General features: G+C 56.9%; 20 protein-coding genes. 11 read left to right on the plus strand and 9 right to left on the minus strand.

Features of this window, described 5'->3' with window-relative positions; genetic code table 11:
- Positions 1-7 precede the first annotated feature (7 nt).
- Both sfsA and thpR read right to left on the minus strand, forming a co-directional pair.
- Complete coding sequence (gene sfsA, locus AX755_RS07575) at positions 8-712, minus strand: DNA/RNA nuclease SfsA (protein ID WP_013095633.1); 705 nt, start codon at positions 710-712, stop codon at positions 8-10.
- On the minus strand, positions 702-1256 hold the full coding sequence (thpR, locus tag AX755_RS07580; protein ID WP_062856554.1) for an RNA 2',3'-cyclic phosphodiesterase: 555 nt from the start codon (positions 1254-1256) through the stop codon (positions 702-704). The genes sfsA and thpR overlap by 11 nt, the downstream gene beginning before the upstream one ends.
- Positions 1257-1329: 73 nt before the next feature.
- Between thpR and hrpB the strand changes: the two genes are divergently transcribed.
- The 6 genes from hrpB to fhuB all read left to right on the plus strand — a co-directional run bounded on the left by hrpB (position 1330) and on the right by fhuB (position 12590).
- Positions 1330-3759 (plus strand): ATP-dependent helicase HrpB, encoded by a 2430-nt coding sequence (gene hrpB / locus AX755_RS07585; RefSeq protein ID WP_062856555.1) that lies wholly within the window; start codon positions 1330-1332, stop codon positions 3757-3759.
- Between the two features lie 143 nt (positions 3760-3902).
- Positions 3903-6431, plus strand: coding sequence for a bifunctional glycosyl transferase/transpeptidase (gene mrcB / locus AX755_RS07590; protein ID WP_038981237.1), 2529 nt, complete (start codon positions 3903-3905; stop codon positions 6429-6431).
- Positions 6432-6662: 231 nt separating this feature from the next.
- A complete protein-coding gene (fhuA, locus tag AX755_RS07595) occupies positions 6663-8873 on the plus strand; it encodes a ferrichrome porin FhuA (protein ID WP_038981238.1) in 2211 nt (736 codons plus the stop codon).
- 50 nt (positions 8874-8923) lie between these two features.
- Positions 8924-9721, plus strand: a complete 798-nt coding sequence (gene fhuC, locus AX755_RS07600; protein ID WP_023620747.1) for a Fe3+-hydroxamate ABC transporter ATP-binding protein FhuC — start codon at positions 8924-8926, stop codon at positions 9719-9721.
- Positions 9721-10611 carry a Fe(3+)-hydroxamate ABC transporter substrate-binding protein FhuD gene (gene fhuD / locus AX755_RS07605; protein WP_013095639.1) on the plus strand — a complete coding sequence of 297 codons (891 nt, stop codon included), beginning with the start codon at positions 9721-9723 and terminating at the stop codon, positions 10609-10611. The genes fhuC and fhuD overlap by 1 nt, the downstream gene beginning before the upstream one ends.
- On the plus strand, positions 10608-12590 hold the full coding sequence (gene fhuB, locus AX755_RS07610) for a Fe(3+)-hydroxamate ABC transporter permease FhuB (RefSeq protein WP_062856556.1): 1983 nt from the start codon (positions 10608-10610) through the stop codon (positions 12588-12590). Before fhuD ends, fhuB begins: the two co-directional genes overlap by 4 nt.
- Positions 12591-12684: 94 nt before the next feature.
- On the opposite strand, the gene hemL is transcribed toward fhuB, so the two are convergent.
- Entirely contained in the window at positions 12685-13965 is a 1281-nt protein-coding gene (gene hemL / locus AX755_RS07615; RefSeq protein WP_038981245.1) for a glutamate-1-semialdehyde 2,1-aminomutase, read from the minus strand.
- A 177-nt stretch (positions 13966-14142) separates the two neighbouring features.
- Here hemL and clcA point away from each other — a divergent pair, with 177 nt between their 5' ends.
- Entirely contained in the window at positions 14143-15543 is a 1401-nt protein-coding gene (clcA, locus tag AX755_RS07620; RefSeq protein WP_038418710.1) for a H(+)/Cl(-) exchange transporter ClcA, read from the plus strand.
- Positions 15544-15628: 85 nt separating this feature from the next.
- Positions 15629-15973, plus strand: coding sequence for an iron-sulfur cluster insertion protein ErpA (erpA, locus tag AX755_RS07625; protein ID WP_013095643.1), 345 nt, complete (start codon positions 15629-15631; stop codon positions 15971-15973).
- A gap of 93 nt (positions 15974-16066) precedes the next feature.
- Here the strand turns inward: erpA and AX755_RS07630 are convergent, their stop codons facing one another.
- Genes AX755_RS07630 through mtnN form a run of 3 tightly spaced genes read right to left on the minus strand, consistent with a single transcriptional unit; the run spans position 16067 to position 18209 of the window.
- Entirely contained in the window at positions 16067-16690 is a 624-nt protein-coding gene (locus AX755_RS07630) for a TRIC cation channel family protein (RefSeq protein WP_013095644.1), read from the minus strand.
- Positions 16691-16717: 27 nt separating this feature from the next.
- A complete protein-coding gene (btuF, locus tag AX755_RS07635) occupies positions 16718-17518 on the minus strand; it encodes a vitamin B12 ABC transporter substrate-binding protein BtuF (RefSeq protein WP_023620756.1) in 801 nt (266 codons plus the stop codon).
- Complete coding sequence (gene mtnN / locus AX755_RS07640; protein ID WP_013095646.1) at positions 17511-18209, minus strand: 5'-methylthioadenosine/S-adenosylhomocysteine nucleosidase; 699 nt, start codon at positions 18207-18209, stop codon at positions 17511-17513. Before mtnN ends, btuF begins: the two co-directional genes overlap by 8 nt.
- 82 nt (positions 18210-18291) lie before the next feature.
- On the opposite strand from mtnN, the gene dgt reads away from it, so the two are divergent.
- The 3 genes from dgt (at position 18292) to cdaR (ending at position 22685) form a co-directional block, all read left to right on the plus strand.
- On the plus strand, positions 18292-19806 hold the full coding sequence (gene dgt, locus AX755_RS07645) for a dGTPase (RefSeq protein ID WP_013095647.1): 1515 nt from the start codon (positions 18292-18294) through the stop codon (positions 19804-19806).
- A 131-nt stretch (positions 19807-19937) separates the two neighbouring features.
- Entirely contained in the window at positions 19938-21374 is a 1437-nt protein-coding gene (gene degP / locus AX755_RS07650; RefSeq protein ID WP_062856557.1) for a serine endoprotease DegP, read from the plus strand.
- A gap of 153 nt (positions 21375-21527) precedes the next feature.
- Positions 21528-22685: a DNA-binding transcriptional regulator CdaR gene (cdaR, locus tag AX755_RS07655; RefSeq protein WP_013095649.1), complete on the plus strand. Its 1158-nt coding sequence runs from the start codon at positions 21528-21530 to the stop codon at positions 22683-22685.
- 104 nt (positions 22686-22789) lie between these two features.
- Here cdaR and AX755_RS07660 read toward each other — a convergent pair whose 3' ends face one another.
- The 3 genes from AX755_RS07660 to glnD all read right to left on the minus strand — a co-directional run bounded on the left by AX755_RS07660 (position 22790) and on the right by glnD (position 26823).
- A complete protein-coding gene (locus AX755_RS07660) occupies positions 22790-23179 on the minus strand; it encodes a DUF3461 family protein (RefSeq protein WP_008501916.1) in 390 nt (129 codons plus the stop codon).
- Positions 23180-23290: 111 nt separating this feature from the next.
- The gene (dapD, locus tag AX755_RS07665; protein WP_062856558.1) at positions 23291-24115 is read right to left on the minus strand and encodes a 2,3,4,5-tetrahydropyridine-2,6-dicarboxylate N-succinyltransferase; all 825 of its coding nucleotides are present in this window, start codon (positions 24113-24115) and stop codon (positions 23291-23293) included.
- 32 nt (positions 24116-24147) lie between these two features.
- Positions 24148-26823, minus strand: coding sequence for a bifunctional uridylyltransferase/uridylyl-removing protein GlnD (gene glnD / locus AX755_RS07670; RefSeq protein ID WP_013095651.1), 2676 nt, complete (start codon positions 26821-26823; stop codon positions 24148-24150).
- Positions 26824-26868: the final 45 nt, after the last annotated feature.

Below are 26868 nucleotides of genomic sequence, written 5' to 3' on the forward strand. Positions count from 1 at the left end.
TATTCCCTTATAAGACAATGGGAAGAGAGGATCTCAGAGTCATATTATCGGCAGAAAGTTCCGCTTTATAAGCCAAAACCTCTACCCCCTGCTTTTGTGCCTCATTCAACAATTGCGCGTATTTAAGATCAATATGGCGGGCTGGAGAAAACCGTTCAATGGCTGAGTGCAAAACCGCAAACAGCAGTACGGCGCGTTTGCCCGCCGCCGCAACACTCATCAGCTCCCGCAGATGCTTTTGTCCCCGTAGCGTGACTGCATCCGGGAAATAGCCATTTTCCTGATCCGCTAACGTGACTGATTTGACTTCAATATAGCACTCGGGACGGTCTTCCGCCTGTAACATAAAGTCAATTCTGCTGCCTTCATCGCCATATTTCACTTCAGATTTATGGGTGCCATAACCCACCAGTTCGGGAAGGGTTCCGTTAGTCAGAGCCTCCTTAACTAATTGATTCGCGCGCAGGGTGTTAACGCAAATAAAAGCCCCTTGTTGGGTTTGCGTCATTTCCCAGGTGTGAGGATATTTGCGTTTAGTATTTTCTGAAGTGGAATACCAGACCGTGTCACCCGGTGTCGCACATCCCGTCATTGCCCCGGTGTTGGGGCAGTGCAGCGTTAACGGCTCCCCTTCAGGGGTGACGACATCAGCGAGAAAACGCTTGTAGCGTTGAATAAGCGTGGCGTGTTGCAGTGCAGGACTAAACTTCATCAGAATTCCTTAGGGTATCGCCCAGCGTCCAGCGCTGGAGCGGCGTATAGCGGGTGCGTCCTTGTGAAAAAACAGATTCGTACAGCGCGAAAGAGGTCACCGGAAAGGCCCAGTGAAAGCCCGGTGGCGGGATAGCAACGGCCTGACCGGCATCGCGCAGTAGCGTAATGTGAGGATGAAACGGCTGCGGGCTCTGGTAACAGCCGCTGCGCGCCGCCTGGGCGCGCAGCATATTCGCAAGCTGTAATAATCCGCGCGGCGGCTGGCGCGTCCCCAGCCAGACGACGCGGGAGCGGAGCCACTGCCCCGCATCGTCAAGGGGCAGCGTAAATCCCGGTTGGGAAATCCGACCGGCCATCGTCGCCAGGGCGCGCTGTTTCTCGCCGCTGACGTCGCCCAGAAAAGCCAGCGTCAGGTGGAGGTTTGCCGCAGCAACCGGGCGGCCCGCTTCGGGCGGGAAGTGTTCGGCGCGCCAGCGAACAATTTGCCGTTGGATCGGTGCGGGCAGCTCAATGGCGAAAAACAGTCGTTTCGACTCAGACATACAGGGGACTCGGTAATGATATGCGCCGATGCTACAATGTACGCCGACTAATGTTAACCCTCTGGAGCTGTTAGTGTCCTCATTGCCGGTCGCCGTCGTCCTTCCTGAACTGCTCGCTGCCTTGCAGGATGCCCCGCAGGTTTTACTTAACGCCCCTACGGGTGCCGGTAAATCCACCTGGCTACCGCTGCACATTCTCAACGCAGGCATTATCAGCGGGAAGATTATCCTGCTGGAGCCGCGCAGGCTGGCTGCGCGCAACGTGGCGCAGCGCCTGGCGGAACTGCTAAATGAAAAACCGGGCGAGACGGTAGGCTACCGTATGCGCGCCGAAACCTGCGTCGGCCCGTCCACGCGGCTTGAAGTGGTGACCGAAGGGATCCTCACCCGTATGCTGCAAAACGATCCGGAACTGTCCGGCATCGGGCTGGTGATTCTGGATGAGTTTCACGAGCGCAGCCTGCAGGCGGATCTGGCGCTGGCGCTGTTGCTGGACGTCCAGCAGGGGTTACGGGACGATCTCCGACTGCTCATCATGTCGGCCACGCTGGATAACGAGCGGCTACAGCAGACGTTACCGGATGCGCCGGTCATCACCTCCGAAGGGCGCGCGTTTCCGGTTGAACGCCGCTATCAGCCGCTTCCTGCCCATCAGCGTTTCGATGAAGCGGTGGCGATCGCCACGGCTGACTTGCTTCGTCAGGAATCCGGTTCGCTGCTGCTGTTTTTGCCGGGCGTTGGCGAAATCCAGCGGGTGCAGGAGCAGCTTGCCGCCCGGGTGGGCAGCGACGTATTGCTCTGCCCGCTCCACGGCGCACTGTCGTTGAGTGACCAGCGCAAGGCCATCCTTCCCGCGCCAACGGGGCAGCGTAAAGTGGTACTGGCCACCAATATTGCCGAAACCAGTCTGACCATTGAAGGCATTCGCCTGGTGGTGGACAGCGCCCAGGAGAGAGTAGCCAGTTTTGACCCGCGCACCGGGCTGACAAAGCTGCTAACGCAACGCATCAGCCAGGCGTCGATGGTTCAGCGAGCTGGCCGTGCCGGGCGTCTTGAGCCGGGCATCTATGTGCATCTCATCAGCGCAGAACAGGCCGAACGCGCGGCTGTGCAGAGCACGCCGGAAATTTTACAAAGCGATCTTTCGGGGCTGATCATGGAACTGTTGCAGTGGGGTTGCCCCGATCCCGCGCAGTTAACCTGGCTCAATGCACCTCCCGCGGTAAACCTGGCGGCGGCGCGCGCGTTGCTGACCCAGCTAGGGGCGCTGGACGGCGAAAGGCTATCATCACGTGGGCAGAAAATGGCCGCGCTGGGTAACGATCCCCGGCTGGCCGCGATGCTGGTGGCCGCTCAGGGGGATGATGAAATTGCTACGGCGGCGAAACTGGCGGCTATCCTTGAGGAGCCGCCTCGTGGTGCAAATTGCGATCTGGTGCAGGCCTTTTCACGTAATCAGGGGAACTGGCAGCAGCGCGCGCAGCAGCTCTGTAAACGGCTTAACAGCCGTGGTGGTACGCCGGACGCTGACAGCATTGCGCCTCTCCTGGCGCAGGCATTTGCCGACAGGATTGCGCGTCGTCGCGGGCTGGATGGACGCTACCAGCTGGCAAACGGCATGGGCGCGATGCTGGACAGCGATGACGCCCTGACGCGCCATGAATGGCTGATTGCGCCGCTCTTGTTGCAGGGTAGTCACTCGCCCGATGCCCGAATTTTGCAGGCCGTGGCTGTGGATATCGATGCCCTCACGCGCGCCTGTCCGCAGCTGCTTCAGCAGTCCGACATCGTCGAGTGGGATGATGCGCAGGGTACACTGAAGGCATTTCGTCGTAGCCAGATAGGTAAACTGACCCTGGCGACGAAGCCGCTGGCAAAGCCATCGGAAGAGGAGTTGCACCAGGCAATGCTGAACGGTATTCGCGAAAAAGGTTTAGGTGTTCTGAACTGGACCCCGGAGGCCGAGCAGTACCGTATTCGTCTGCACTGCGCCGCGCGCTGGTTGCCCGAGTATGCCTGGCCGGCGGTGGATGATGACACGTTACTTGCGTCGCTGGAAACCTGGCTCCTGCCGCAAATGAGCGGTGTACACTCGCTGCGGGCGTTAAAAGCGCTTGATGTTAAGGTCGCGTTACAGAATTTACTCGACTGGTCGTTACGTCAACGTCTGGATAGTGAACTGCCAGGGCATTACACTGTGCCGACCGGCAGCCGGATTGCCATTCGTTATCACGAGGATAATCCACCGGCGCTGGCGGTACGGATGCAGGAGATGTTTGGCGAGGCGACCACGCCATCCATTGCCGAAGGGCGCGTGGCCGTGGTGCTTGAGTTGTTGTCACCTGCGCATCGCCCGCTGCAGATTACCCGCGATCTGGGCGCATTCTGGGCGGGGAGCTACCGTGAAGTGCAAAAAGAGATGAAAGGGCGTTATCCCAAACATGTCTGGCCGGACGATCCGGCGAATACGGCACCGACACGGCGGACGAAGAAATATTCGTAAAGGGGAGTGCGGCCTGATGCCCTCACCCCGACCCTCTCCCACAGGGAGAGGGAGAAAACAAACTTTGAGAGATTTCTTCTTTCACAGGTCAGTGGAAGAAATGAGAATCGGGCCTTTGCGCCTGAACGTTGCGGAGAAAAAGCATGGCGGGGAATGACCGCGAGCCAATTGGGCGTAAGGGAAAACCAACGCGTCCGGCCAAAGAAAAGGTGAGCCGTCGTCGCCTCAGAGATGAGGATTATGACGATGACTATGAAGACGATTATGAGGATGAAGAACCGATGCCGCGTAAAGGAAAAGGCAAAGGGCGTAAGCCTCGGGGTAAACGCGGCTGGTTCTGGCTGCTGCTGAAGCTGTTCATTGTTTTTGTTGTACTGATGGCGATCTACGGCGTTTATCTGGATCAGAAGATCCGCAGCCGCATCGACGGAAAAGTCTGGCAATTGCCGGCGGCAGTGTATGGCCGCATGGTGAACCTTGAGCCTGACATGTCGATCAGTAAGAACGAGATGGTGAAACTGCTGGAGGCCACCCAGTATCGTCAGGTGTCGAAAATGACGCGTCCTGGCGAATTTACCGTGCAGGCGAAAAGCATTGAGATGATCCGTCGTCCGTTCGATTTCCCGGACAGCAAAGAGGGGCAGGTGCGTGCGCGTCTGACCTTTGACGGCGATCGTCTGGAAACCATCGAGAACATGGATAACAACCGCCAGTTCGGTTTCTTCCGTCTCGATCCGCGTCTTATCACCATGCTCTCTTCGGCGAATGGTGAACAGCGTCTGTTCGTCGCCCGTAACGGTTTCCCGGACCTGCTGGTGGACACGCTGCTGGCAACCGAAGACCGTCACTTCTATGAGCACGATGGTATCAGCCTCTACTCCATTGGTCGTGCGGTGCTGGCCAACCTGACGGCGGGCCGTACGGTACAGGGGGCAAGTACGCTTACCCAGCAGCTGGTGAAGAACCTGTTCCTCTCCAGCGAGCGCTCTTACTGGCGTAAAGCCAACGAAGCGTACATGGCCGTGCTGATGGATGCGCGTTACAGCAAGGATCGTATCCTTGAGCTGTATATGAACGAGGTCTATCTCGGTCAGAGCGGTGATAACGAAATCCGCGGTTTCCCGCTGGCGAGCCTGTACTACTTTGGACGTCCGGTGGAAGAGCTGAGCCTGGACCAGCAGGCGCTGCTGGTGGGTATGGTGAAAGGGGCGTCCATCTATAACCCGTGGCGTAACCCGAAACTGGCGCTGGAGCGTCGTAACCTGGTGCTGCGTCTGCTGCAACAACAGCAGGTGATTGACCAGGAGCTGTACGACATGCTGAGCGCACGTCCGCTTGGCGTGCAGCCGCGCGGCGGTGTAATTTCGCCTCAGCCTGCGTTTATGCAGCTGGTGCGTCAGGAGCTGCAGAGCAAGCTCGGTGATAAAGTGAAAGATCTCTCCGGCGTGAAGATCTTTACCACCTTTGACTCCGTGGCGCAGGATGCGGCAGAAAAAGCAGCCGTTGAGGGCATTCCGGCGCTGAAGAAACAGCGTAAGCTGAGCGATCTGGAAACCGCGATGGTGGTGGTTGACCGTAACACGGGTGAAGTCCGTGCGATGGTGGGCGGGGCTGAGCCGCAGTTTGCAGGCTACAACCGTGCTATGCAGGCGCGTCGTTCGATCGGTTCACTGGCGAAGCCAGCAACCTATCTCACTGCCCTGAGCCAGCCAAATCTGTATCGCCTGAATACCTGGATTGCCGACGCGCCGATCTCCCTGCGTCAGCCTAACGGCCAGGTCTGGTCACCGCAGAACGATGATAAACAGTTCAGCGGCCAGGTAATGCTGGTGGATGCGTTGACCCGCTCCATGAACGTGCCGACGGTAAACCTGGGGATGGCACTGGGTCTGCCGGCGATTGTCGACACCTGGCAGAAACTGGGCGTCGCCAAAGATCAGCTGCACCCTGTACCAGCCATGATCCTGGGGGCGTTAAACCTGACGCCAATCGAAGTGGCACAGGCGTTCCAGACCATTGCCAGCGGTGGTAACCGTGCACCGCTGTCAGCCCTGCGCTCGGTGATTGCCGAAGATGGCTCCGTGCTGTATCAGAGCTTCCCGCAGGCGGAACGCGCCGTTCCGGCGCAGGCAGCCTACATGACGCTGTGGACGATGCAGCAGGTTGTGCAGCGTGGTACCGGCCGTCAGCTGGGGGCGAAGTATCCGGGCCTGCATCTGGCGGGCAAAACCGGGACGACCAACAACAACGTCGATACCTGGTTTGCCGGTATCGATGGTCGTGAAGTGGTGATCACCTGGGTGGGCCGTGACAACAACCAGCCAACCAAACTGTATGGTGCGAGCGGGGCGATGTCGATTTACCAGCGTTATCTGGCGAATCAGTCTCCGGTGCCGCTAAACCTGGTTGCGCCGGAGGATATCGTGGATATGGGCGTGGACAGTTCCGGAAACTTTGTCTGTGGCGGCGGTATGCGTACCTTGCCTGTCTGGACAACGAACCCGGATTCCCTGTGCCAGCAGAGCCAGCCAGAGCAGCCGACGGGCAACCCGTTCGACCAGTCTTCTCAGCCTCAGCAGCCGCAGCAACAACAACAGCCGCAGCAGCAGAACGAGAAGAAAGACAGCGACGGTGTCGCGGGCTGGATTAGAGATATGTTCGGCGGTAACTAACCGTTCAAGGTCCCCCCGAAAGGGGGGATTTTTTTACCCGTTTTCCCCATTTTATTAACCCTCGTTTTAATTCTGATTAACCCTTCGTTTTCTCCTGGTTATTTCTTAAACCCTTAATTCTCGTAGGGCCGCTTCCTGCTTGCTATGCAGCCAACGTTTCGCCTATTATGCTGCGGTCATAATAATAATTCTCGTTTACGTTATCATTCACTTTTCTATCAGAGATACACCATGGCGCTTTCCAATACTGCTCAGCCAATTAACACGTCGCTGCGTAAAATCGCAGTTGTCGTAGCCACAGCGGTTGCCGGCATGTCTGCTTATACCCATGCTGCCGAAACCCCGAAAAAAGAAGAAACCATCACTGTCACTGCCGCTCCGGCTGCACAGGAAAGTGCCTGGGGGCCAGCACCAACGATTGCGGCGAAACGTACCGCAACGGCAACCAAGACCGATACACCTATAGAAAAGACGCCGCAGTCGATTTCCGTCGTCACGCGTGAAGAAATTGACATGAAGCAGCCGGGAACGGTGAAGCAAGCGCTGGCGTATACGCCGAGCGTTTTTGCCACCCGCGGCGCCTCAACGACATATGATGTGGTGTCGATTCGTGGTTTCACCACTTCCAGCACCGTGAATACCAACCAGTATCTCGATGGGATGAAGCTGCAGGGCGATAACTATTCTGAAGCGTCCATGGATCCGTACTTCCTTGAGCGCGTGGAGCTGCTGCGTGGCCCAACATCTGTACTGTACGGCAAAAGCCATCCGGGCGGTGTTGTGAGCATGGTCAGCAAGCGACCGACCACTGAGCCGCTGAAAGAAATTCAGTTCAAGATGGGCACCGATAACCTGTGGCAGACCGGGTTTGATTTCAGCGATGCAATTGATGATGACGGCGTGTGGTCATACCGCCTGACCGGTCTGGGACGTAGTGAAAATGCGCAGCAGGAGATGGCCAAATCCACCCGCTATGCCATTGCACCGGCTTTCAGCTGGCGTCCTGACGATAAAACCGATTTCACTTTCCTGAGTAACTTCCAGAGCGATCCGGATGCGGGCTATTACGGCTGGCTGCCGCGGGAAGGTACCGTTGTGCCTTACTATGATGCCAACGGTAAAGCGCACAAGCTGCCGACCAATTTCAACGAAGGGGAAGAGGACAACAAGATCGCCCGTCGCCAGAAAATGGTGGGATACAGCTTCTCGCATGCGTTTGATGACACCTTTACCCTGCGTCAAAACCTGCGCTACACCAAAATCAACACGCTGTATCGTTCCGTCTACGGCAACGGCTATATTGCCCCGGCGCAAATCAGCCGCGCGTATGTACGTTCAGACGAAGATCTCAACTCGTTCACCGTGGATACTCAGCTCCAGTCAAAATTCGCCACCGGCGCTGTGGATCATACCCTGTTAACCGGGGTCGATTACCTTCGTATGCGTAATGACATCAACGCAGACTACGGTACTGCCGATCCGATCAGCATGACAAAGCCTGCGTACGGCAATCCGAACGTCGATGTTTACTACCTGTACAAAGTGCTTAATCGTCAGGAACAAACTGGTCTGTACGCTCAGGATCAGGCTGAGTGGGATAAGTGGGTACTGACAATGGGTGGTCGCTATGATTTTGCGAAAACCTCTGCGCTGACCCGTACTACCGGTACTACCGCGGAAATTAACGATCAGGCATTCACCTGGCGTGGCGGGATTAACTACCTGTTCGACAACGGTATCACGCCGTACTTCAGCTATAGCGAATCATTCGAACCGATTTCGGGTACCACTCAGGGCGGAAAACCGTTCGATCCGGCACGCGGCAAGCAGTATGAAGCCGGTGTGAAATACGTACCGAAAGATCTGCCCGTTGTGGTCACGGCAGCGGTGTATCAGCTGACCAAAAACAATAACCTGACGGCCGATCCGGCCAACCCGACCAGCGGCTTCAGCGTACAAGGGGGCGAAATTCGTTCCCGTGGTGTTGAGCTGGAAGCGAAAGCGGCCGTATCAGCCAATGTGAATGTGACTGCCTCGTACAGCTTCACCGATGCGAAATACACTCACGATACCTGGTTTGAAGGCCGCCGCCCGGCGGAAGTGCCACGTAACATGGCCTCTCTGTGGGCGGATTACACCTTCCACGAGACGGCACTGAGCGGTCTGACGCTGGGGGCGGGTGCGCGCTATATCGGCAACACCGTTTCCTACTACTCCTCAACGTCTCCGAAAGCCTACGAATCGTTTAACGTCGCGGGTTACGCGCTGGCGGACGCGACGGTGAAATACGATCTGGCGCGTTTTGGGCTGCCGGGCTCTTCAGTTGGCGTTAACGTGAACAATATCTTTGACCGCGAGTACGTTTCCAGCTGCTATAGCGAATACGCATGCTACTGGGGAGCAGGACGTCAGGTTGTGGCTACCGCGACCTTCCGCTTCTAATCTCTCTTCGGGCACGGTTCGCCGTGCCCTTTTTATTTAAGTTGGCTGATATGCAGGATAATAAAACGCAATCCGATACCACCTTTACGCTCAATCAACTCTCCTTTCGTGTTCCCGGGCGCACCTTGCTGCATCCGCTCTCGTTGACGTTCCCCGCAGGTAAAGTTACCGGCCTGATTGGTCACAATGGTTCCGGTAAATCGACGTTACTTAAAATGCTGGGCCGTCATCAGCCGCCTTCTGAAGGGGATATTTTGCTGGACGAACAGCCTCTGGAGAGCTGGAGCAGTAAAGCCTTTGCGCGCAAAGTCGCCTATCTGCCGCAGCAATTGCCCCAGGCGGAAGGGATGACGGTGCGTGAGCTGGTGGCAATCGGGCGTTATCCGTGGCATGGCGCACTCGGGCGCTTCGGTGTCGCCGACAGAGAGAAAGTGGAAGAAGCGATTGCGCTGGTAGGATTAAAGCCGCTGGCGCACCGTCTGGTCGACAGCCTTTCCGGGGGCGAACGTCAGCGCGCGTGGATTGCGATGCTGGTCGCGCAGGACAGCCGCTGCCTGCTGCTCGACGAACCCACTTCCGCACTGGATATTGCTCACCAGGTTGATGTTCTCGCGCTGGTGCACCGCCTGAGCCAGCAGCGTGGCCTGACGGTTATTGCGGTGCTGCACGATATCAACATGGCGGCGCGCTACTGTGATTATCTTGTCGCCCTTCGCGGCGGGGAGATGATTGCCGAGGGTTCGCCGTCTGAACTGATGCGGAGCGAAACGCTGGAACACATTTACGGTATTCCTATGGGTATCCTGCCCCATCCTGGCGGGGCTGCTCCGGTGAGCTTTGTTTACTGATGCTGAATTCTACCTTGTTGAGCCGCCGTCGCCTGCTGACGGCCATGGCACTTTCACCGCTGCTGTTAAAGATGAACCTCGCGCGGGCTGCTGCCGTCGATCCGCACCGTATTGTGGCGCTGGAGTGGCTGCCTGTTGAACTGATGATGGCGCTGGGCGTCACGCCGTATGGCGTGGCCGATATTCCCAACTACCGGCTGTGGGTGAACGAGCCGGCGCTACCCGATTCGGTCATTGATATTGGTCTGCGTACGGAGCCTAACCTTGAGCTGCTGACGCAGATGAAGCCGTCATTTCTGTTCTGGTCCGCGGGTTATGGCCCGTCAGAAGAGACAATGGCGCGTATTGCGCCTGGGCGGGGGTTCTCCTTCAGTGACGGTAAAAAACCGCTGACGATGGCGAAAAACTCCATCAACGAGATGGCGCATTTCCTCAACCGTGAGGCGGAAGCCAAACAACATTTCGCAGAGTTTGATGCTCTGATTGACGCCCTGAAGCCGCGTTTTGCCCATCGCGGAGACCGCCCGCTGCTGATGGTGACGCTGCTGGATGCGCGCCATATGCTGGTCTTCGGCAAAAACTGTCTGTTCCAGGAAGTGCTCGATAGCTTTGGCATTCCTAATGCCTGGGAAGGGGAGATGACCTTCTGGGGCAGCACCGCCGTCGGTATCGATCGTCTGGCGGCGTTCCGCGATGTGGACGTGCTGTGCTTCGATCACGGCAACGAGCGTGAAATGCAGGCGCTGATGGCGACACCGTTGTGGCAGGCGATGCCGTTCGTGCGTGAGCAACGCTTTACGCGTGCACCGGCGGTCTGGTTCTACGGCGCGACGCTGTCGGCCATGCACTTCGCCCGGGTGCTGGATAACGCGCTGGGGGGAAAAGCATGAGTACACGTATTGCCCGTTTCCCGGCGCTGTTGCTGGCTCTGATTTTCCTGACCGCGCTGGCTTTGACCTGGTTTAACCTCTCGATCGCCTTACCGCGCGGGCAGTGGGGCGCGGCCCTGGCTACGCCGGATATCGATAATATTCAGCAAATGCTGTTCCACTACAGCCTGCTGCCGCGTCTGGCGATTTCGCTGCTGGTCGGGGCCGGGTTAGGGCTGGTGGGCGTCTTGTTCCAGCAGGTTTTGCGTAACCCGCTGGCCGAGCCTACAACGCTTGGCGTCGCGACCGGCGCCCAGCTTGGGATCACGGTGACCACGCTGTGGGCACTGCCTGGCGCGTTAACCTCGCAGTTTGCCGCGCTTGCGGGCGCGTGCGTGATAGGCGCGCTGGTCTTCGGCGTGGCGTGGGGGAAACGCCTCTCGCCAGTGACGCTGATCCTCGCAGGGCTGGTGGTGAGCCTCTACTGTGGGGCAATCAACCAGCTGCTGGTGCTGTTTCATCACGATCAGCTGCAAAGCATGTTCCTGTGGAGTACCGGCACGCTGACCCAGACCGACTGGAGTATTGTGCAGCGTCTGTGGCCGCAGCTTGTTGGCGGCGCCATGTTGACGCTGCTGTTGTTACGTCCGCTGACGCTGATGGGGCTGGATGACGGCGTAGCCCGCAATCTGGGGCTGGCGCTCTCCCTGGCGCGTCTGGCGGCGCTGACGCTGGCGATTGTCCTCAGCGCATTGCTGGTTAATGCGGTTGGGATTATCGGCTTTATCGGGTTGTTTGCCCCGCTGCTGGCAAAAATGCTCGGTGCGCGTCGCCTGCTGGCGCGACTGCTGCTGGCCCCACTGATTGGAGCGCTGATCCTCTGGCTTTCCGATCAAATCATTCTCTGGCTGGCGCGTGTCTGGATGGAAGTCTCTACCGGGTCGGTAACGGCACTGGTTGGCGCGCCGCTGTTGCTGTGGTTGTTGCCACGTCTGCGAAGCATGAGCGCTCCCGCGATGGACGCGGGGGATAAAGTTTATGCCGAGCGTCAGTCGGTGCTGTGGTTCAGCCTCACCGGGCTGGCGGTGCTGATTATCGTCTCGTTTGTGGCGCTTGCTTTCGGGCGTGATGCGACGGGCTGGCACTGGGCAACGGGCGATTTGCTCCAGGAACTGCTGCAGTGGCGCTGGCCGCGGATCCTCTCGGCGTTGATTGCCGGGGTGATGCTGGCGGTCGCGGGCTGTATTATCCAGCGCCTGACCGGCAACCCGATGGCCAGCCCGGAAGTGCTGGGTATCAGTTCGGGAGCCGCGTTTGGCGTGGTGCTGATGCTGTTCCTTGTGCCGGGAAATGCCTTTGGCTGGCTGATGCCTGCCGGAAGCATCGGGGCGGCGGTGACGCTGATGATTATTCTGATTGCGTCAGGCCGCGGCGGGTTTTCGCCTCACCGGATGCTGCTGGCCGGGATGGCGCTCAGCACCGCCTTTACCATGCTGCTGATGATGCTGCAGGCGAGCGGCGATCCGCGGATGGCGAAGATCCTGACCTGGATCTCCGGCTCAACGTACAACGCTACCGGCAGTCAGGTGGTGCATTCCGGGATCGTGATGATCGTGCTGCTGGCGATTGTGCCCCTTTGCCGCCGCTGGATGACGATCCTGCCGCTGGGGGGCGAAACCGCACGTGCGGTCGGCATGGCGTTAACGCCAACGCGCGTCGCGCTGTTACTGCTGGCGGCGTGCCTGACGGCCACGGCCACCATGACCATTGGTCCACTGAGTTTTGTCGGGTTGATGGCGCCGCATATCGCCAGAATGATGGGATTTCGTCGGACGATGCCGCATATCGTGATGTCTGCCCTGACGGGCGGAGTGATGCTGGTGGTGGCGGACTGGTGCGGAAGAATGGTGCTGTTCCCGTATCAGATCCCGGCGGGTTTGCTGTCGACCTTTATCGGCGCGCCGTATTTTATTTATCTGTTGAGAAAGCAGAGTCGGTAATAAAAGTAAACGTCAATCCTAAGATTGACGTTTTAGGGTTTGCTCCCTCTCCCTGTGGGAGAGGGCCGGGGTGAGGGCATCACGCCGCACGTGCTTACAACTTCGCAAACACCTTACGCGCCGCGTCGATGGTGTTATTGATATCCTCTTCGCTGTGCGCCACGGACATAAAACCAGCTTCAAAAGCTGACGGCGCCAGGTAGACGCCTTCTTCCAGCATCAGGTGGAAGAAACGCTTGAAGCGTTCAACGTCGCACTTCACCACGTCCTGATAGCTTGTCACGGTTTGAGCTTCCGTGAAGAAGATCCCGAACATCCCGCCCACGTGGTTTACCACCAGCGGAATACCCGCCTCTTCAGCCGCTTCCAGCAGACCGTTTGCCAGCTGCGTCGTGCGCTCAGTCAGGGTTTCGTGAATGCCCGGCTGGGAGACTTCTGTCAGGCAGGCGAAGCCCGCTGCCATAGCAATCGGGTTACCGGAGAGCGTACCCGCCTGGTAAACCGGCCCCGTTGGTGCCAGGGCTTCCATCACATCCTTGCGCCCCCCGAATGCGCCCACCGGCATACCGCCGCCGATGATTTTGCCGAGACAGGTCAGATCCGGCTCTACGCCGTAATAAGACTGGGCACCCGCGAGCGCGACGCGGAAACCGGTCATCACTTCGTCGATAATCAGCAGCGCGCCAAATTCATCGCACAGGGCGCGCAGGCCCGGCAGGAAATCGGGCTGCGGTGGAATGCAGTTCATGTTGCCCGCAACCGGCTCAACGATGATGCAGGCGATCTCCTGTGGATACTGCTCGAATGCCGCACGAACGGTGTTCAGATCGTTATAGGTGCAGGTCAGGGTGTGTTTCGCGAAATCAGCCGGTACGCCCGGGGAGTTTGGCTGGCCAAGGGTCAGTGCGCCGGAACCCGCTTTCACCAGCAGGCAGTCCGCATGGCCGTGGTAGCAGCCTTCAAACTTGATGATTTTGTCACGACCGGTAAAGCCGCGCGCCAGACGAATAGCACTCATGGTGGCTTCGGTACCGGAGTTCACCATACGCACCATGTCCATGGTTGGCACCAGCTCGGTCACCAGCTCCGCCATTTTGACTTCCATCTCGGTAGGCGCGCCGAAGCTCAGGCCGCGCTGGGCCGCTTCAATCACCGCATTGCGGATGGCAGGGTGGTTGTGACCCAGCACCATCGGGCCCCAGGAGCCGACGTAATCGATATAGGCCTTGCCGTCGACATCAAACAGGTACGCGCCATCAGCACGTTCAATAAACAGCGGCGTTCCGCCTACGCCGGTAAAGGCGCGAACAGGCGAGTTCACGCCGCCCGGGATAAGCTCGCGGGCTGCACTGTAGAGGTTTTCAGACTTGCTCATGGCGTCGTTCCTGGTTCGTATAAAATGATTAAGCACACTATTCTAAGTGATCCGCGGAAGGTAATGAAATTTTTGCCCCCTTTCATTGCTAAACAATTTTTAAGTATTTTTCACGGGACGACCTGACGCACTCTGGTAAAATCCCTGCGGCGATTTGTATGACGAAAAGACATGGTAATGAAAGCAGACTCTCCCTCGTTTGAAGAACAACAGTTCCGACGCGCGCAACACCGGATCAGTATCCGGCGCTTGCTCAACCGCGATAAGACACCGCTGGCCATTTTACTGGCCGCCGCTGTAGTCGGTACGCTCGCCGGGCTGGCGGGCGTCGCCTTTGAAAAGGCAGTCAATGCGGTGCTGAACTGGCGTATTGGTACGGTGGCCGGTTTCGCCGACAAAGGATGGCTGGTCTGGGTCTGGGCGTTCGGGTTGTCCGCGCTATTTGCCATGGTGGGCTACTTTCTGGTGCGTAAATTTGCGCCGGAAGCGGGCGGTTCCGGGATCCCTGAAATTGAAGGCGCGCTGGAAGAGCTGCGCCCGGTGCGCTGGTGGCGCGTCATCCCGGTGAAGTTTATCGGCGGCATGGGAACGCTTGGTGCGGGTATGGTGCTGGGCCGAGAGGGGCCAACCGTGCAGTTGGGCGGGAACGTCGGGCGCATGGTGGGGGATCTGTTCCGGATGCGCAGCGCGGAAGCGCGCCATACGCTGCTGGCGACAGGTGCCGCAGCGGGGCTTTCGGCGGCGTTTAACGCGCCGCTGGCGGGGATCCTGTTTATCATCGAAGAGATGCGCGCCCAGTTCCGTTACAACCTTATCTCGATCAAAGCGGTCTTTACCGGTGTGATCATGTCGAGCATTGTGTTTCGCATTTTCAATGGCGAAAGCCCGGTGATCGAAGTGGGCAAACTGACCAATGCGCCGGTCAACACGCTGTGGCTGTACCTGATCCTCGGCATGATATTCGGCATTGTCGGCCCGCTGTTTAACACTTTTATTCTGCGTATGCAGGATATGTTCCAGCGCATCCACGGCGGGAATACCACGAAGTGGGTGTTGATGGGCGGTCTGCTGGGCGGCTTGTGCGGCGTGCTGGGGTTCATTGAACCGAACGCGGCGGGGGGCGGGTTCGGGCTGATCCCGATTGCGGCTGCGGGCAACTTCAGCGTGGGTCTGCTTCTGTTTATGTTTATTTCTCGCGTCATCACGACGGTGCTCTGTTTTTCCTCCGGTGCGCCCGGCGGTATCTTTGCCCCGATGCTGGCGCTGGGGACGCTGCTTGGTACTGCCTTTGGTATGGCCGCTGAGGTCGGTTTTCCGGCATACCATCTGGATGCGGGTACCTTTGCCGTTGCCGGAATGGGAGCGCTGCTGGCGGCCTCCCTGCGCGCGCCGCTGACCGGCATCGTGCTGGTGCTGGAGATGACGGATAATTACCAGCTCATTTTGCCAATGATCATTACCTGTCTCGGCGCGACACTATTAGCCCAATTCCTGGGTGGAAAACCGCTATACTCCACTATTCTTGCACGCACCCTGGCGAAGCAGGAGGCAGAACGGGCCGCAATGCAGAATACTTGAATGAATTACCAGGGTATTAGATAATGACAAAAAGAATTGGGTGAATTTTACCCAATTGCAGTAGCAGTATTCATGGGAGCATAAGATGAGTGATGACGTAGCGTTGCCGCTGGAGTTTACCGAAGCAGCAGCCAACAAAGTGAAAACCCTGATTGCCGACGAAGACAATCCGGATCTGAAACTGCGTGTCTATATTACCGGTGGCGGCTGCAGCGGCTTCCAGTATGGTTTTACCTTTGACGACCAGGTTAACGACGGCGATATGACTATCGAGAAACAGGGCGTCGCGCTGGTGGTTGACCCGATGAGCCTGCAATATCTGGTGGGCGGTTCGGTAGATTACACAGAAGGTCTGGAAGGTTCACGCTTTGTGGTGACGAACCCAAATGCCACCAGCACCTGCGGGTGTGGGTCTTCGTTCAGTATTTAAGCGGGGGCGGGCTGATGCCCTCACACCGGCCCTCTCCCACAGGGAGAGGGAGAAAAGATTAAAAACGGTAACCTTGCGGTTACCGTTTTGCGTTTATCTTCCATTCTCATCCAGCGCGAACGTCGGCAATTTAAGGTGCCAGCGTATCGCCGCCAGACGTATCGCCAGCGTCACCACCATTCCCAGCATGGCTGAATTTTCCAGCGGTATCGCAAAGGTATAGTACGCCGTGGCGTGTACAATCCCGCCAATAATGCAGGCCGTAGCATAGATTTCGGTACGCAGGATCATCGGCACTTCTCGTGCCAGAATATCGCGAATAATCCCGCCGCCTACGCCAGTCAGCACGCCCATGCAGATGGCAACCATGGGCCCTGTACCCGCATTAAAGGCTTTATTCACCCCAATGCCGACAAACACAGCCAGCCCGACGGCATCCAGCACCGGGAGGATCCATTTTGGTAAGCGGCGGGGCTGGCGAACCAGCACGATGGTTAACAGGCAGGTGACCATCGCCACCACCAGATCGGTGGGATCTTTCACCCAAAATACCGGGCCATTATCCAGCGCCATATCGCGGATCGTTCCACCGCCTACGGCGGTCACCACGCCAAGCACCAGCACGCCAAACGGATCCATGCGCAGCTTTCCGGCGAGCAGGACGCCGGAGATAGCAAAAACGGCTGTGCCAAGAATATCCAGCCAATAAACGAGCATCGTTAAATCCTCGAAGGGGGTCTTATGTTAATGACTCTCGGCCAGTGCGGCACAGAGTTGTTTTGCGGCGAGGATAATACGCGGGCTGGCGCGTTCAAACCAGTCGCTGGTGAGAGGGATCACCGGAATTTTTAGCTGGCTTTGCCAGAATTGTTCAATTTTAGGAATCTCGCTCGCATTTCCGACCACAACGATCGCCTGTGGTCGGCGAGCAAGAACCTGTTCCCGGCTGACCTGAGGCCACGGTATCCGGCTGGCCGCAAAGATATTTTCTCCGCCACACACTTCCAGGACCTGATTCTGAATGGAGCCTTTCCCGGTGGTGAACAGCGGCTGGCTGCCAAACTGCAGAAAGATGCGCTTTTTAACGGGGGTATCGTATTTTGCTTTGAGTGCCGCATAGTCACTGAGCAGTTGTTTTGCCGCATCCTCGGCTTTAGCCGGGGTTGGGCTGTAGGGTGCCAGAGCGCGTAACGCCTGCGCGACCTGCTCAATGCTCACGGCATCCACCCACATGACTTTGATCCCAAGCGACGTCAGTTGATTAACCTGCCGCTCTGCATTGCCGCCACGCCAGGCGAGCACGAGATCGGGCTTAAGCGCCACGATGCGCTCAAGGTTCATCCCTTGCCAGGTTGCGACCTGTTCAATATGCGCGGCCTGCGGTGGGTAATTGGAAAAGCTGCTTACACCAACCGGGGTGATACCGGCAGCAAACGCCAGTTCGGTGTTAGCGGGGGAGAGGGTGATCACACGCGGCGCGGCGCAGAGCCAGGCCGGTGCGAGCAGAAGCAGGGCGACCAGCGCCCTGATGGCATGTTTAGCCACGAGCCAGTTTCTGCACAAGGCTCTCCACCATCACGGTGGACTGTTTTGCCGCGACAACCAGGAATTCGTCGAAGCTGATATGAGACTGCTGATCGGCCACGTCAGAGATGGCGCGGACCACCACGAACGGGACGTTGAAATTATGGCAAACGTGGGCAATCGCGGTCGCTTCCATCTCAACGGCGATAGCCTGCGGGAAGTTGTGACGGATTTTTGCCAGGCCGACGGAGCCATTGATGAAGGCATCACCGCTCACAATCAGGCCGCGTACGGCGTTGAGGTTCAGCTCAGCAATGCACTCTTCTGCCGCCGCAACCAGCTTATCGTCGGCCTTAAAGCCGGCCGGGCAACCTGGAAGCTGACCGTATTCGTAGCCGAATGCGGTAACGTCTGCATCGTGGTAACGCGCTTCATCGGAGACGACGATATCACCCACTTTCAGGGTCGGTGCCAGACCGCCTGCAGAGCCGGTGTTAACGATCACGTCTGGCTTGCAGCGCTCAAGCAACAGCGTTGCGCCCAGCGCAGCAGCAACCTTACCGATGCCTGATTTCAGCAGAGCCACGTCAACACCGTTCAGTTGACCGGTATAGATCTCACAACCCCCCAGAGAGAGAGTCTGACGGTTCTCAATTTTGTCACGCAGCAGCGTAACTTCTTCTTCCATTGCACCAATAATGCCGATTTTCATAGATTTACTCGCGATGTGCCTTGTTAAGATGCATAGTCTATCATGCGCTTAAGGGGAAACGCATTCTCACGCGGGGGAGCACATGTCACAGATCGATTTTCGCACCAAAATTAACTGGCACCGACGTTTCCGTTCGCCGCAGGGTGAAAAGAGCGAACATGAGATCCTGCGTATCTTCGAAAGCGATCGCGGGCGGATCATTAACTCGCCTGCCATTCGTCGTCTGCAGCAAAAGACCCAGGTGTTTCCGCTTGAGCGTAACGCTGCCGTGCGCACACGCCTTACCCACTCAATGGAAGTTCAGCAGGTGGGGCGCTACATTGCCAAAGAGATTTTAAGCCGTCTCAAAGAGCAGCGCTTGCTGGAAACCTACGGTCTGGATGAGTTGACCGGGCCCTTTGAGAGTATTGTTGAGATGGCCTGCCTGATGCACGACATCGGCAATCCCCCGTTTGGTCACTTTGGTGAGGCGGCGATCAACGACTGGTTCAGGCAGCGACTCTTCCCGTCGGATGCCGTCAGCCAGCCGCTCAGTGATGACCGCTGCGTGGTGCGGGATTTACGTCTGCGTGAAGGCGAAGACGGGCTAAACGATCTGCGTCGTAAAGTGCGTCAGGATCTCTGTCATTTTGAAGGCAATGCGCAGGGGATACGGCTGGTGCACTCCCTGATGCGCATGAATCTGACCTGGGCACAGGTGGGATGCATCCTCAAATATACCCGTCCTGCCTGGTGGATGGGCGAAACGCCCGCTTCGCACAGCTATCTGATGAAAAAGCCGGGCTATTACCTCTCCGAAGAAGCCTATATTGAGCGGTTACGTAAAGAACTTTCATTGACTGCAAATGGCCGCTTCCCGTTGACGTGGATTATGGAAGCCGCCGATGACATCTCCTATTGCGTTGCTGACCTGGAAGACGCGGTTGAAAAAAGAATATTTAGCGTCGAGGAGCTTTATCAGCATCTTTATGATGCATGGGGGAAACATGAAAAAGGTTCGCTGTTTGCCCAGGTGGTCGAAAATGCCTGGGAAAAATCGCGTGCAAATACATTAAGCCGGAGCACCGAAGATCAGTTCTTTATGTATTTGCGGGTCAATACATTAAATAAACTGGTGCCTTACGCCGCCTCGCGCTTTATTGATAATTTGCCGATGATTTTTAGCGGCGAGTTCAATCATGCCTTGCTGGAGGATGACAGTAGCTTCAGCCAGTTGCTTGAGTTATATAAACATGTCGCGATGCGTCATGTATTCAGCCACCCCGATGTCGAACAGTTAGAGCTGCAGGGATACCGGGTAATCAGCGGCTTACTGGAAATATATCGCCCTCTGCTGCAATTGTCGGTCGATGAATTCAGCGAGCTGGTGGAACAAGAGCGCGTGCGACGAATACCGATTGAGTCCCGGCTTTATCAGAAACTTTCTACCCGTCATCGTCTGGCTTACGTTGAAGCCATCGGCAAACTGGATCGCCACTCACCGCAGTGGCCGGTGCTCGAATATTATTATCGCTGTCGTCTCATCCAGGACTATATCAGCGGAATGACCGATTTGTATGCCTGGGATGAGTACCGCAAGCTGATGGCGGTGGAATAATCCCGGAGTTTTGTAAAGACGACCAATAAATTTTTACTTTTTCCATAAACTTATCGCCGGAACTAAGCGGTATAAAACGAATCTGAGTTACACAGCAATTTTGCGTTATCTGTAAATCGAGATTGAGAAACATGAAAAAAACCACATTAGCAATGAGTGCACTGGCTCTGAGTTTAGGTTTAGCGCTGTCTCCTCTGACTGCTACTGCAGCCGAGACCGCGTCATCGGCAGCAACCGCGCAGCAGATGCCAAGCCTGGCACCGATGCTCGAAAAAGTGATGCCATCGGTGGTGAGTATTAACGTTGAGGGCAGCACGACCGTCAATACGCCGCGTATGCCGCGTAACTTCCAGCAGTTCTTCGGCGATAACTCGCCGTTCTGCCAGGACGGTTCGCCATTCCAGAGTTCTCCGTTCTGTCAGGGCGGTGGCGCAGGGGATGACGGCCAGGGCGGCGGCCAGCAGCAGAAATTCATGGCGCTTGGCTCGGGGGTTATTATTGATGCCGCGAAAGGGTATGTCGTTACCAACAACCACGTGGTGGATAACGCCAACAGCATTAAGGTTCAGCTGAGCGACGGGCGTAAATTTGACGCCAAAGTGGTGGGCAAGGACCCACGCTCTGATATCGCACTGATCCAGATTCAGGATCCTAAAAACCTGACGGCGATTAAAATTGCCGACTCCGACGCGCTGCGTGTCGGTGACTACACCGTGGCCATCGGTAACCCGTTCGGTCTGGGCGAAACCGTGACTTCGGGGATTGTTTCAGCGCTGGGCCGTAGCGGTCTGAACGCGGAGAACTATGAAAACTTCATCCAGACGGATGCGGCGATCAACCGCGGTAACTCCGGCGGTGCGCTGGTGAACCTGAACGGTGAGCTGATTGGTATTAACACTGCCATCCTGGCACCGGACGGCGGCAACATCGGTATCGGTTTTGCTATCCCAAGTAATATGGTGAAAAACCTGACCGCGCAGATGGTGCAGTACGGCCAGGTGAAACGCGGTGAGCTGGGTATCATGGGTACTGAGCTGAACTCTGAGCTGGCGAAAGCGATGAAAGTTGACGCCCAGCGCGGCGCGTTCGTGAGCCAGGTTATGCCTAACTCCTCCGCAGCAAAAGCGGGGATTAAAGCCGGGGATGTGATCACCTCCCTGAACGGTAAATCGATCAGCAGTTTTGCCGCCCTGCGTGCCGAAGTGGGTTCAATGCCAATTGGCAGCAAAGTCACCCTCGGCCTGCTGCGTGACGGTAAGGCGGTTAACGTGAGTCTGGAGCTGCAGCAGAGCAGTCAGAATCAGGTTGATTCCAGCACCATCTTCAGCGGTATTGAAGGGGCGGAGATGAGCAACAAAGGTGCAGATAAAGGCGTGGTGGTGAATAACGTGAAAGCGAATTCCCCGGCAGCCCGTATCGGCCTGAAAAAAGGTGATGTGATCATGGGTGCTAACCAGCAGCCAGTGAAAAACATCGCTGAACTGCGTAAAATTCTCGACAGCAAACCATCCGTGCTGGCGCTGAATATTCAGCGTGGTGATACTTCTATCTATCTTCTGATGCAGTAATCCTCGTAAGCCCCTGCGTGATGTAAGCAGGGGCTTTTTTGTTTCTGTGACCCTTCCCACAAGTCCATACTTCACTGCCTGATTTTGTGCATTCGCACAATGCGACCGTAACCGAACTCCCCTATGCTTGAGCTCTGCTCACAGGAGGGTTACATGGCTGGCTGGCATCTTGATACCAAAATGGCGCAGGATATCGTGGCGCGCACCATGCGCATCATCGATACCAATATCAACGTAATGGATGCCCGCGGGCGCATTATTGGCAGCGGCGATCGCGAGCGTATTGGGGAATTGCACGAAGGTGCACTGCTGGTGCTTTCCCAGGGGCGGGTCGTGGATATCGATGATGCCGTGGCGAAACACCTGCACGGCGTCCGTCAGGGCATCAATTTACCGCTGCGCCTTGAAGGGGAAATTGTTGGCGTAATAGGCCTGACCGGTGAACCCGAATCACTGCGTAAATATGGCGAGCTGGTCTGCATGACGGCGGAGATGATGCTGGAGCAGTCGCGCCTGATGCACCTGCTGGCCCAGGACAGCCGTCTGCGCGAAGAGCTGGTGATGAACCTGATTCAGGCAGAGGAGCATACGCCTGCGCTGAGCGAGTGGGCGCAGCGTCTGGGTATTGACCTGAACCAACCGCGCGTCGTGGCGGTGATTGAGGTGGATAGCGGCCAGCTGGGGGTCGATAGCGCGATGGCTGAATTGCAGCAGCTACAAAACGCGCTGGCAACGCCGGAGCGCGACAACCTGGTGGCGATTGTATCCCTGACGGAAATGGTGGTGCTCAAGCCGGCGCTTAACGCGTTCGGTCGCTGGGATGCGGAAGATCACCGTCGTCGTGTGGAGCAGTTAATTTCCCGTATGAAAGAGAATGGTCAGCTGCGTTTTCGCGTCGCCCTGGGGAATTACTTTACCGGGCCTGGCAGTATCGCCCGCTCATGGCGTACGGCGCGTACCACGATGATGGTGGGTAAACAGCGAATGCCGGAAAGCCGCAGCTATTTTTATCAGGATCTGATGCTGCCGGTACTGCTCGACAGCCTGCGCGGTGGCTGGCAGGCCAATGAGCTGGCGCGTCCGCTCGCACGTCTGAAAGCGATGGACAACAATGGCCTGCTGCGCCGGACGCTACAGGCGTGGTTCCGGCATAACGTGCAGCCGCTGGCGACGTCGAAAGCGCTGTTCATTCACCGCAACACGCTGGAGTATCGGCTCAACCGGATTTCGGAGCTGACAGGGCTGGATCTGGGAAGTTTTGACGACAGGCTGCTGCTGTATGTGGCGTTGCAGCTGGATGAACAGCGATGATGCTGTTTGCCGGGTGGCGGCTTCGCCTTACCCGGCCTACATGATGGTTTTCTCCCTCTCCCTGTGGGAGAGGGCCGGGGTGAGGGCATCAGGCCGCACCCAACTTATTTGTTACGCGTTAATTTCTCAAGATCCGCTTCAATCTCGCTGATCTTATTAGTCACAACGCTTTCAAGGTGACGCAGATCGTCAAGGATCTTACGCTTGAGATCGACTTCGGTACGGTCGCGCTGGCAGATCTGATCGAGTTCATCGATCACATAGCGCAGGTTGGGGCTGATTTCCTGAACCTCTTTGTATCCCTGTCCTACACCGTCTGCGACGACGGTCTTACGCTGGCGTGGATATTTAAACTTCACGCTCTTGGCGAAAAACTCTCCTTTGTCCTTGTGAAAATAGATTTTTAAAATGTCGTTGTTGGCTTCCTGGCGAAGGCTGTAACGATCAATTTCATCAGGATTGGTAATGCCCAGACTTTTCAGATTATCGTACATAGCGGTACCCTTGATCTCAACATAACCTTTGAATAATTAACGAAAAAATCTATTTTCGCCACCCTCAGATATGAAAAAAGCGGGGTTGCCCCCGCTTTTTGTTATATCCGATTAATCGATGGTGCGCAGCAATTCGTTGATGCCCACTTTACCGCGGGTTTTCGCGTCCACTTTCTTCACGATAACCGCACAGTACAGGCTGTACTTACCATCTTTAGACGGCAGGTTGCCGGAAACAACCACGGAGCCTGCCGGAACACGGCCGTAATGGATTTCGCCGGTTCCACGGTCATAAATACGGGTGCTCTGACCGATGTAAACGCCCATAGAGATTACTGAGCCTTCTTCAACGATCACGCCTTCTACCACTTCAGAGCGCGCGCCGATGAAGCAGTTGTCTTCGATGATGGTTGGGTTAGCCTGCAGGGGTTCCAGTACGCCACCGATGCCGACGCCGCCGGAGAGGTGAACGTTTTTACCGATCTGCGCGCAGGAGCCCACGGTAGCCCAGGTATCCACCATGGTACCTTCGTCTACATAGGCACCGATATTTACGTAGGATGGCATCAGTACGGTGTTACGGGCGATGAACGCGCCCTGACGCACCGCAGCAGGTGGCACTACGCGGAAGCCTTCTTTCTGGAAACGCGCTTCGTCGTAATCAGCGAATTTCATTGGCACTTTATCGAAGTAGCGGCTTTCAGCTCCGTCGATAACCTGGTTATCGTTGATACGGAAAGAGAGCAGCACGGCTTTCTTCAGCCATTGATGAGTGACCCACTGACCGTCGATTTTTTCTGCTACACGCAGCGCGCCGGAATCCAGCAGAGAAATCACCTGGTTAACCGCTTCGCGGGTAACGGTATCCACATTTGCCGGGGTAATCTCGGCGCGACGCTCAAAAGCGGACTCAATAACGTTCTGTAACTGCTGCATTGTTTACTCTTTCCATTTCACTAAAAAACACGTCACCCTTTATCGTTTGGATTGAGGGCTGCTGTCAACCGTTGTTGCACTTCAAGTTGCAGGTCATTATTAAGGGCACGCCGGTCCGCTGTTGCGATTATAAATAAATCTTCTACTCGCTCGCCAATGGTTGTAATTCGGGCCCCGTGAAGCGAAATTCCCAGATCGGCAAAGACCTGGCCGACGCGGGCGAGCAGACCTGGCTGATCCAGGGCAATGAGCTCCAGGAACGATTTACGATCGGTGTGGGTCGGCAGGAAATTGACCTCGGTATCGACGGTAAAGTGGCGCAGTTTCGCGGGCTGACGACGCGGCTGCGGCGGCTGCCAGCTGCGCTGGGTGATGGCCTGCTCCAGACCAAAACGTATCCCCTCATGACGATCCGACGACAGCGGGCTGCCGTCCGGCTCCAGCACAATAAAGGTGTCCATCGCCATGCCGTCGCGGGTGGTGAAAATCTGCGCGTCGTGCACGCTCAGGTTTCGTCTGTCCAGTTCAGCGCATACCGCAGCAAACAGATAAGGGCGGTCCGGGCTCCAGATAAAGATCTCTGTACCACCACGCGTCGCCTGCGGGCTGAGCAGGATCATCGGCTGCGACAAATCATGCTGCAGCAGATGCCGCGCATGCCAGGCGAGTTGGTTTGGGCTGTGACGGACAAAGTAGTTGGCACGACAGCGGGCCCAAATCTGATGCAACGCCTCTTCATCAATGTTGTCCATCCGCAGCAGGGCCAGAGCCTGCAACTGATGGTGGCGCACGCGCTCACGCATGTCCGGCGTGTTTTGCATTCCGCGGCGCAGCTGTTTTTCGGTCGCAAAGTACAGTTCACGCAGCAGGCTCTGCTTCCAGCTGTTCCACAGCGTTTCGTTGGTGGCGCAGATATCGGCCACCGTCAGGCAGACCAGATAGCGCAGACGGTTTTCTGTTTGTACCTCTTCTGCAAACTGCTTGATCACTTCAGGGTCCTGAATGTCACGACGCTGTGCGGTGACCGACATCAGCAGGTGATGGCGCACCAGCCAGGCCACCAGCTGTGTTTCACGTGAGTTCAGACCGTGCAGTTCGGCAAATTTCAGCACGTCCTGCGCGCCGAGCACCGAGTGGTCACCGCCGCGGCCTTTGGCGATATCGTGGAACAGGGCGGCAATCAGGATCAGCTCCGGATGGGTCAGCCGTGGCCACAGCTCAACGCACAGAGGGTGGCGGGAGCGCGTCTCTTCTTTCGCAAAACTTTCCAGCTTGAGCATGACGCGGATCGTGTGTTCATCCACCGTATAGGCATGGAACAGATCGAACTGCATCTGCCCGACAATGTGCGACCATTGCGGCATATAGGCCCACAGTACGCTGTGACGGTGCATTGGCAGCAGTCCGCGACTGACGGCGCCCGGATGGCGGAGCATGCTCAGGAACAGCGAACGCGCTTCCGGGATATAGCACAGCGGCTGCGTCAGATGGCGGCGCGCATGGCGCAAATGGCGCAGGGTGGTGGAGTAGATCCCGGTGATCGTGCTGTTGCGGACCATGGTATAGAACATCCGCAGGATCGCTTCCGGCTCGCGCATAAACAGCGTTTCGTCGCGCAGATCGATAAGCGTGCCGCGTAGCTGGAACTCGTCATCAATGGGGCGCGGTTTTTCGTCGGCCGTCAGCGCCAGAATAGCTTCGTCGAACAGCTGCAATAGCATCTGGTTGAGTTCGGTAACGCGTCGGGTCACGCGGAAGAAATCCTTCATCATGTGCTCAACCGGTTCGTTACCCTCACCGCTGTAGTGAAGGCGCTGGGCCACGCTGAGCTGGCGGTCGAACAACAGACGGTTATCGTAGCGATTAAGTTCAAGATGAAGGGCAAAACGAATGCGCCACAGTAGATGCAGACACTCGTTGAGCTCGTTTCGCTCGGCCTCGGTTAAAAAGCCAAAACCCACCATTTCATCCAGCGAGGTGGCGCCAAAGTGGCGACGGGCTACCCACTGTAATGTGTGGATATCGCGCAGGCCGCCGGGGCTGCTTTTGATATCCGGTTCAAGGTTATAGCTTGTGCCGTGATAGCGCTGGTGGCGCTGATTTTGTTCCTCGACCTTAGCGGCGAAGAACTTTTCTGATGGCCAGAAGCCGTCGCTGAAAATGTGTTTTTGCAGTTCCAGGAACAGCGCGACGTCGCCGATCAGCAGGCGGGTTTCAATCAGGTTGGTGGCAACGGTCAGATCCGATAGTCCCTCCAGCAGGCACTCTTCCAGGGTGCGTACGCTGTGGCCGACTTCCAGCTTCACATCCCAGAGCAGCGTCAGCAATTCGCCAATCTTCTGCGCCTGTTCGTCCGGCAGCTTTTTGCGGCTTAAGATCAGCAGGTCAATATCGGAAAGCGGATGCAGCTCACCGCGGCCATAGCCCCCGACGGCAACCAGCGCCACGTCGCTGACCTGCCCGAATCCGTACTCAATCCACAGGCGTTGCAGAAGCTGGTCAATAAATTCGGTGCGCGCTTCAATGAGCTGTTCGGCGGAAATGCCCGCATCAAACGCGCTTCCCAGCCAGCGCTGGAAGACATCCATATGGGCTTTGATGCCGGCACAGCTCAGCTCGTGCTGCGGCCAGACGCCCGGGTTATCGGGCTGGTCGGGAAGGGTGGGAAGTGCTGTGTTAGCATACTGTTCGGGTAATAGATTACTCATCGTGCGCCACCCATAAGAAAAAGCTATCGCCATTAAAAAAGCCGG

The organism is Enterobacter sp. SENG-6, from assembly GCF_001605945.1.
Lineage (GTDB): Bacteria > Pseudomonadota > Gammaproteobacteria > Enterobacterales > Enterobacteriaceae > Enterobacter > Enterobacter cloacae.

What these genes read in the sequence shown, in the direction of transcription:
- sfsA (WP_013095633.1), bottom strand. Translation starts at nt 712, where the DNA reads ATGAAGTTTAGTCCTGCACTGCAACACGCCACGCTTATTCAACGCTAC.
- thpR (WP_062856554.1), bottom strand. Translation starts at nt 1,256, where the DNA reads ATGTCTGAGTCGAAACGACTGTTTTTCGCCATTGAGCTGCCCGCACCG.
- mrcB (WP_038981237.1), top strand. Translation starts at nt 3,903, where the DNA reads ATGGCGGGGAATGACCGCGAGCCAATTGGGCGTAAGGGAAAACCAACG.
- fhuA (WP_038981238.1), top strand. Translation starts at nt 6,663, where the DNA reads ATGGCGCTTTCCAATACTGCTCAGCCAATTAACACGTCGCTGCGTAAA.
- fhuC (WP_023620747.1), top strand. Translation starts at nt 8,924, where the DNA reads ATGCAGGATAATAAAACGCAATCCGATACCACCTTTACGCTCAATCAA.
- fhuD (WP_013095639.1), top strand. Translation starts at nt 9,721, where the DNA reads ATGCTGAATTCTACCTTGTTGAGCCGCCGTCGCCTGCTGACGGCCATG.
- fhuB (WP_062856556.1), top strand. Translation starts at nt 10,608, where the DNA reads ATGAGTACACGTATTGCCCGTTTCCCGGCGCTGTTGCTGGCTCTGATT.
- hemL (WP_038981245.1), bottom strand. Translation starts at nt 13,965, where the DNA reads ATGAGCAAGTCTGAAAACCTCTACAGTGCAGCCCGCGAGCTTATCCCG.
- clcA (WP_038418710.1), top strand. Translation starts at nt 14,143, where the DNA reads ATGAAAGCAGACTCTCCCTCGTTTGAAGAACAACAGTTCCGACGCGCG.
- erpA (WP_013095643.1), top strand. Translation starts at nt 15,629, where the DNA reads ATGAGTGATGACGTAGCGTTGCCGCTGGAGTTTACCGAAGCAGCAGCC.
- AX755_RS07630 (WP_013095644.1), bottom strand. Translation starts at nt 16,690, where the DNA reads ATGCTCGTTTATTGGCTGGATATTCTTGGCACAGCCGTTTTTGCTATC.
- mtnN (WP_013095646.1), bottom strand. Translation starts at nt 18,209, where the DNA reads ATGAAAATCGGCATTATTGGTGCAATGGAAGAAGAAGTTACGCTGCTG.
- dgt (WP_013095647.1), top strand. Translation starts at nt 18,292, where the DNA reads ATGTCACAGATCGATTTTCGCACCAAAATTAACTGGCACCGACGTTTC.
- degP (WP_062856557.1), top strand. Translation starts at nt 19,938, where the DNA reads ATGAAAAAAACCACATTAGCAATGAGTGCACTGGCTCTGAGTTTAGGT.
- cdaR (WP_013095649.1), top strand. Translation starts at nt 21,528, where the DNA reads ATGGCTGGCTGGCATCTTGATACCAAAATGGCGCAGGATATCGTGGCG.
- AX755_RS07660 (WP_008501916.1), bottom strand. Translation starts at nt 23,179, where the DNA reads ATGTACGATAATCTGAAAAGTCTGGGCATTACCAATCCTGATGAAATT.
- dapD (WP_062856558.1), bottom strand. Translation starts at nt 24,115, where the DNA reads ATGCAGCAGTTACAGAACGTTATTGAGTCCGCTTTTGAGCGTCGCGCC.
- glnD (WP_013095651.1), bottom strand. Translation starts at nt 26,823, where the DNA reads ATGAGTAATCTATTACCCGAACAGTATGCTAACACAGCACTTCCCACC.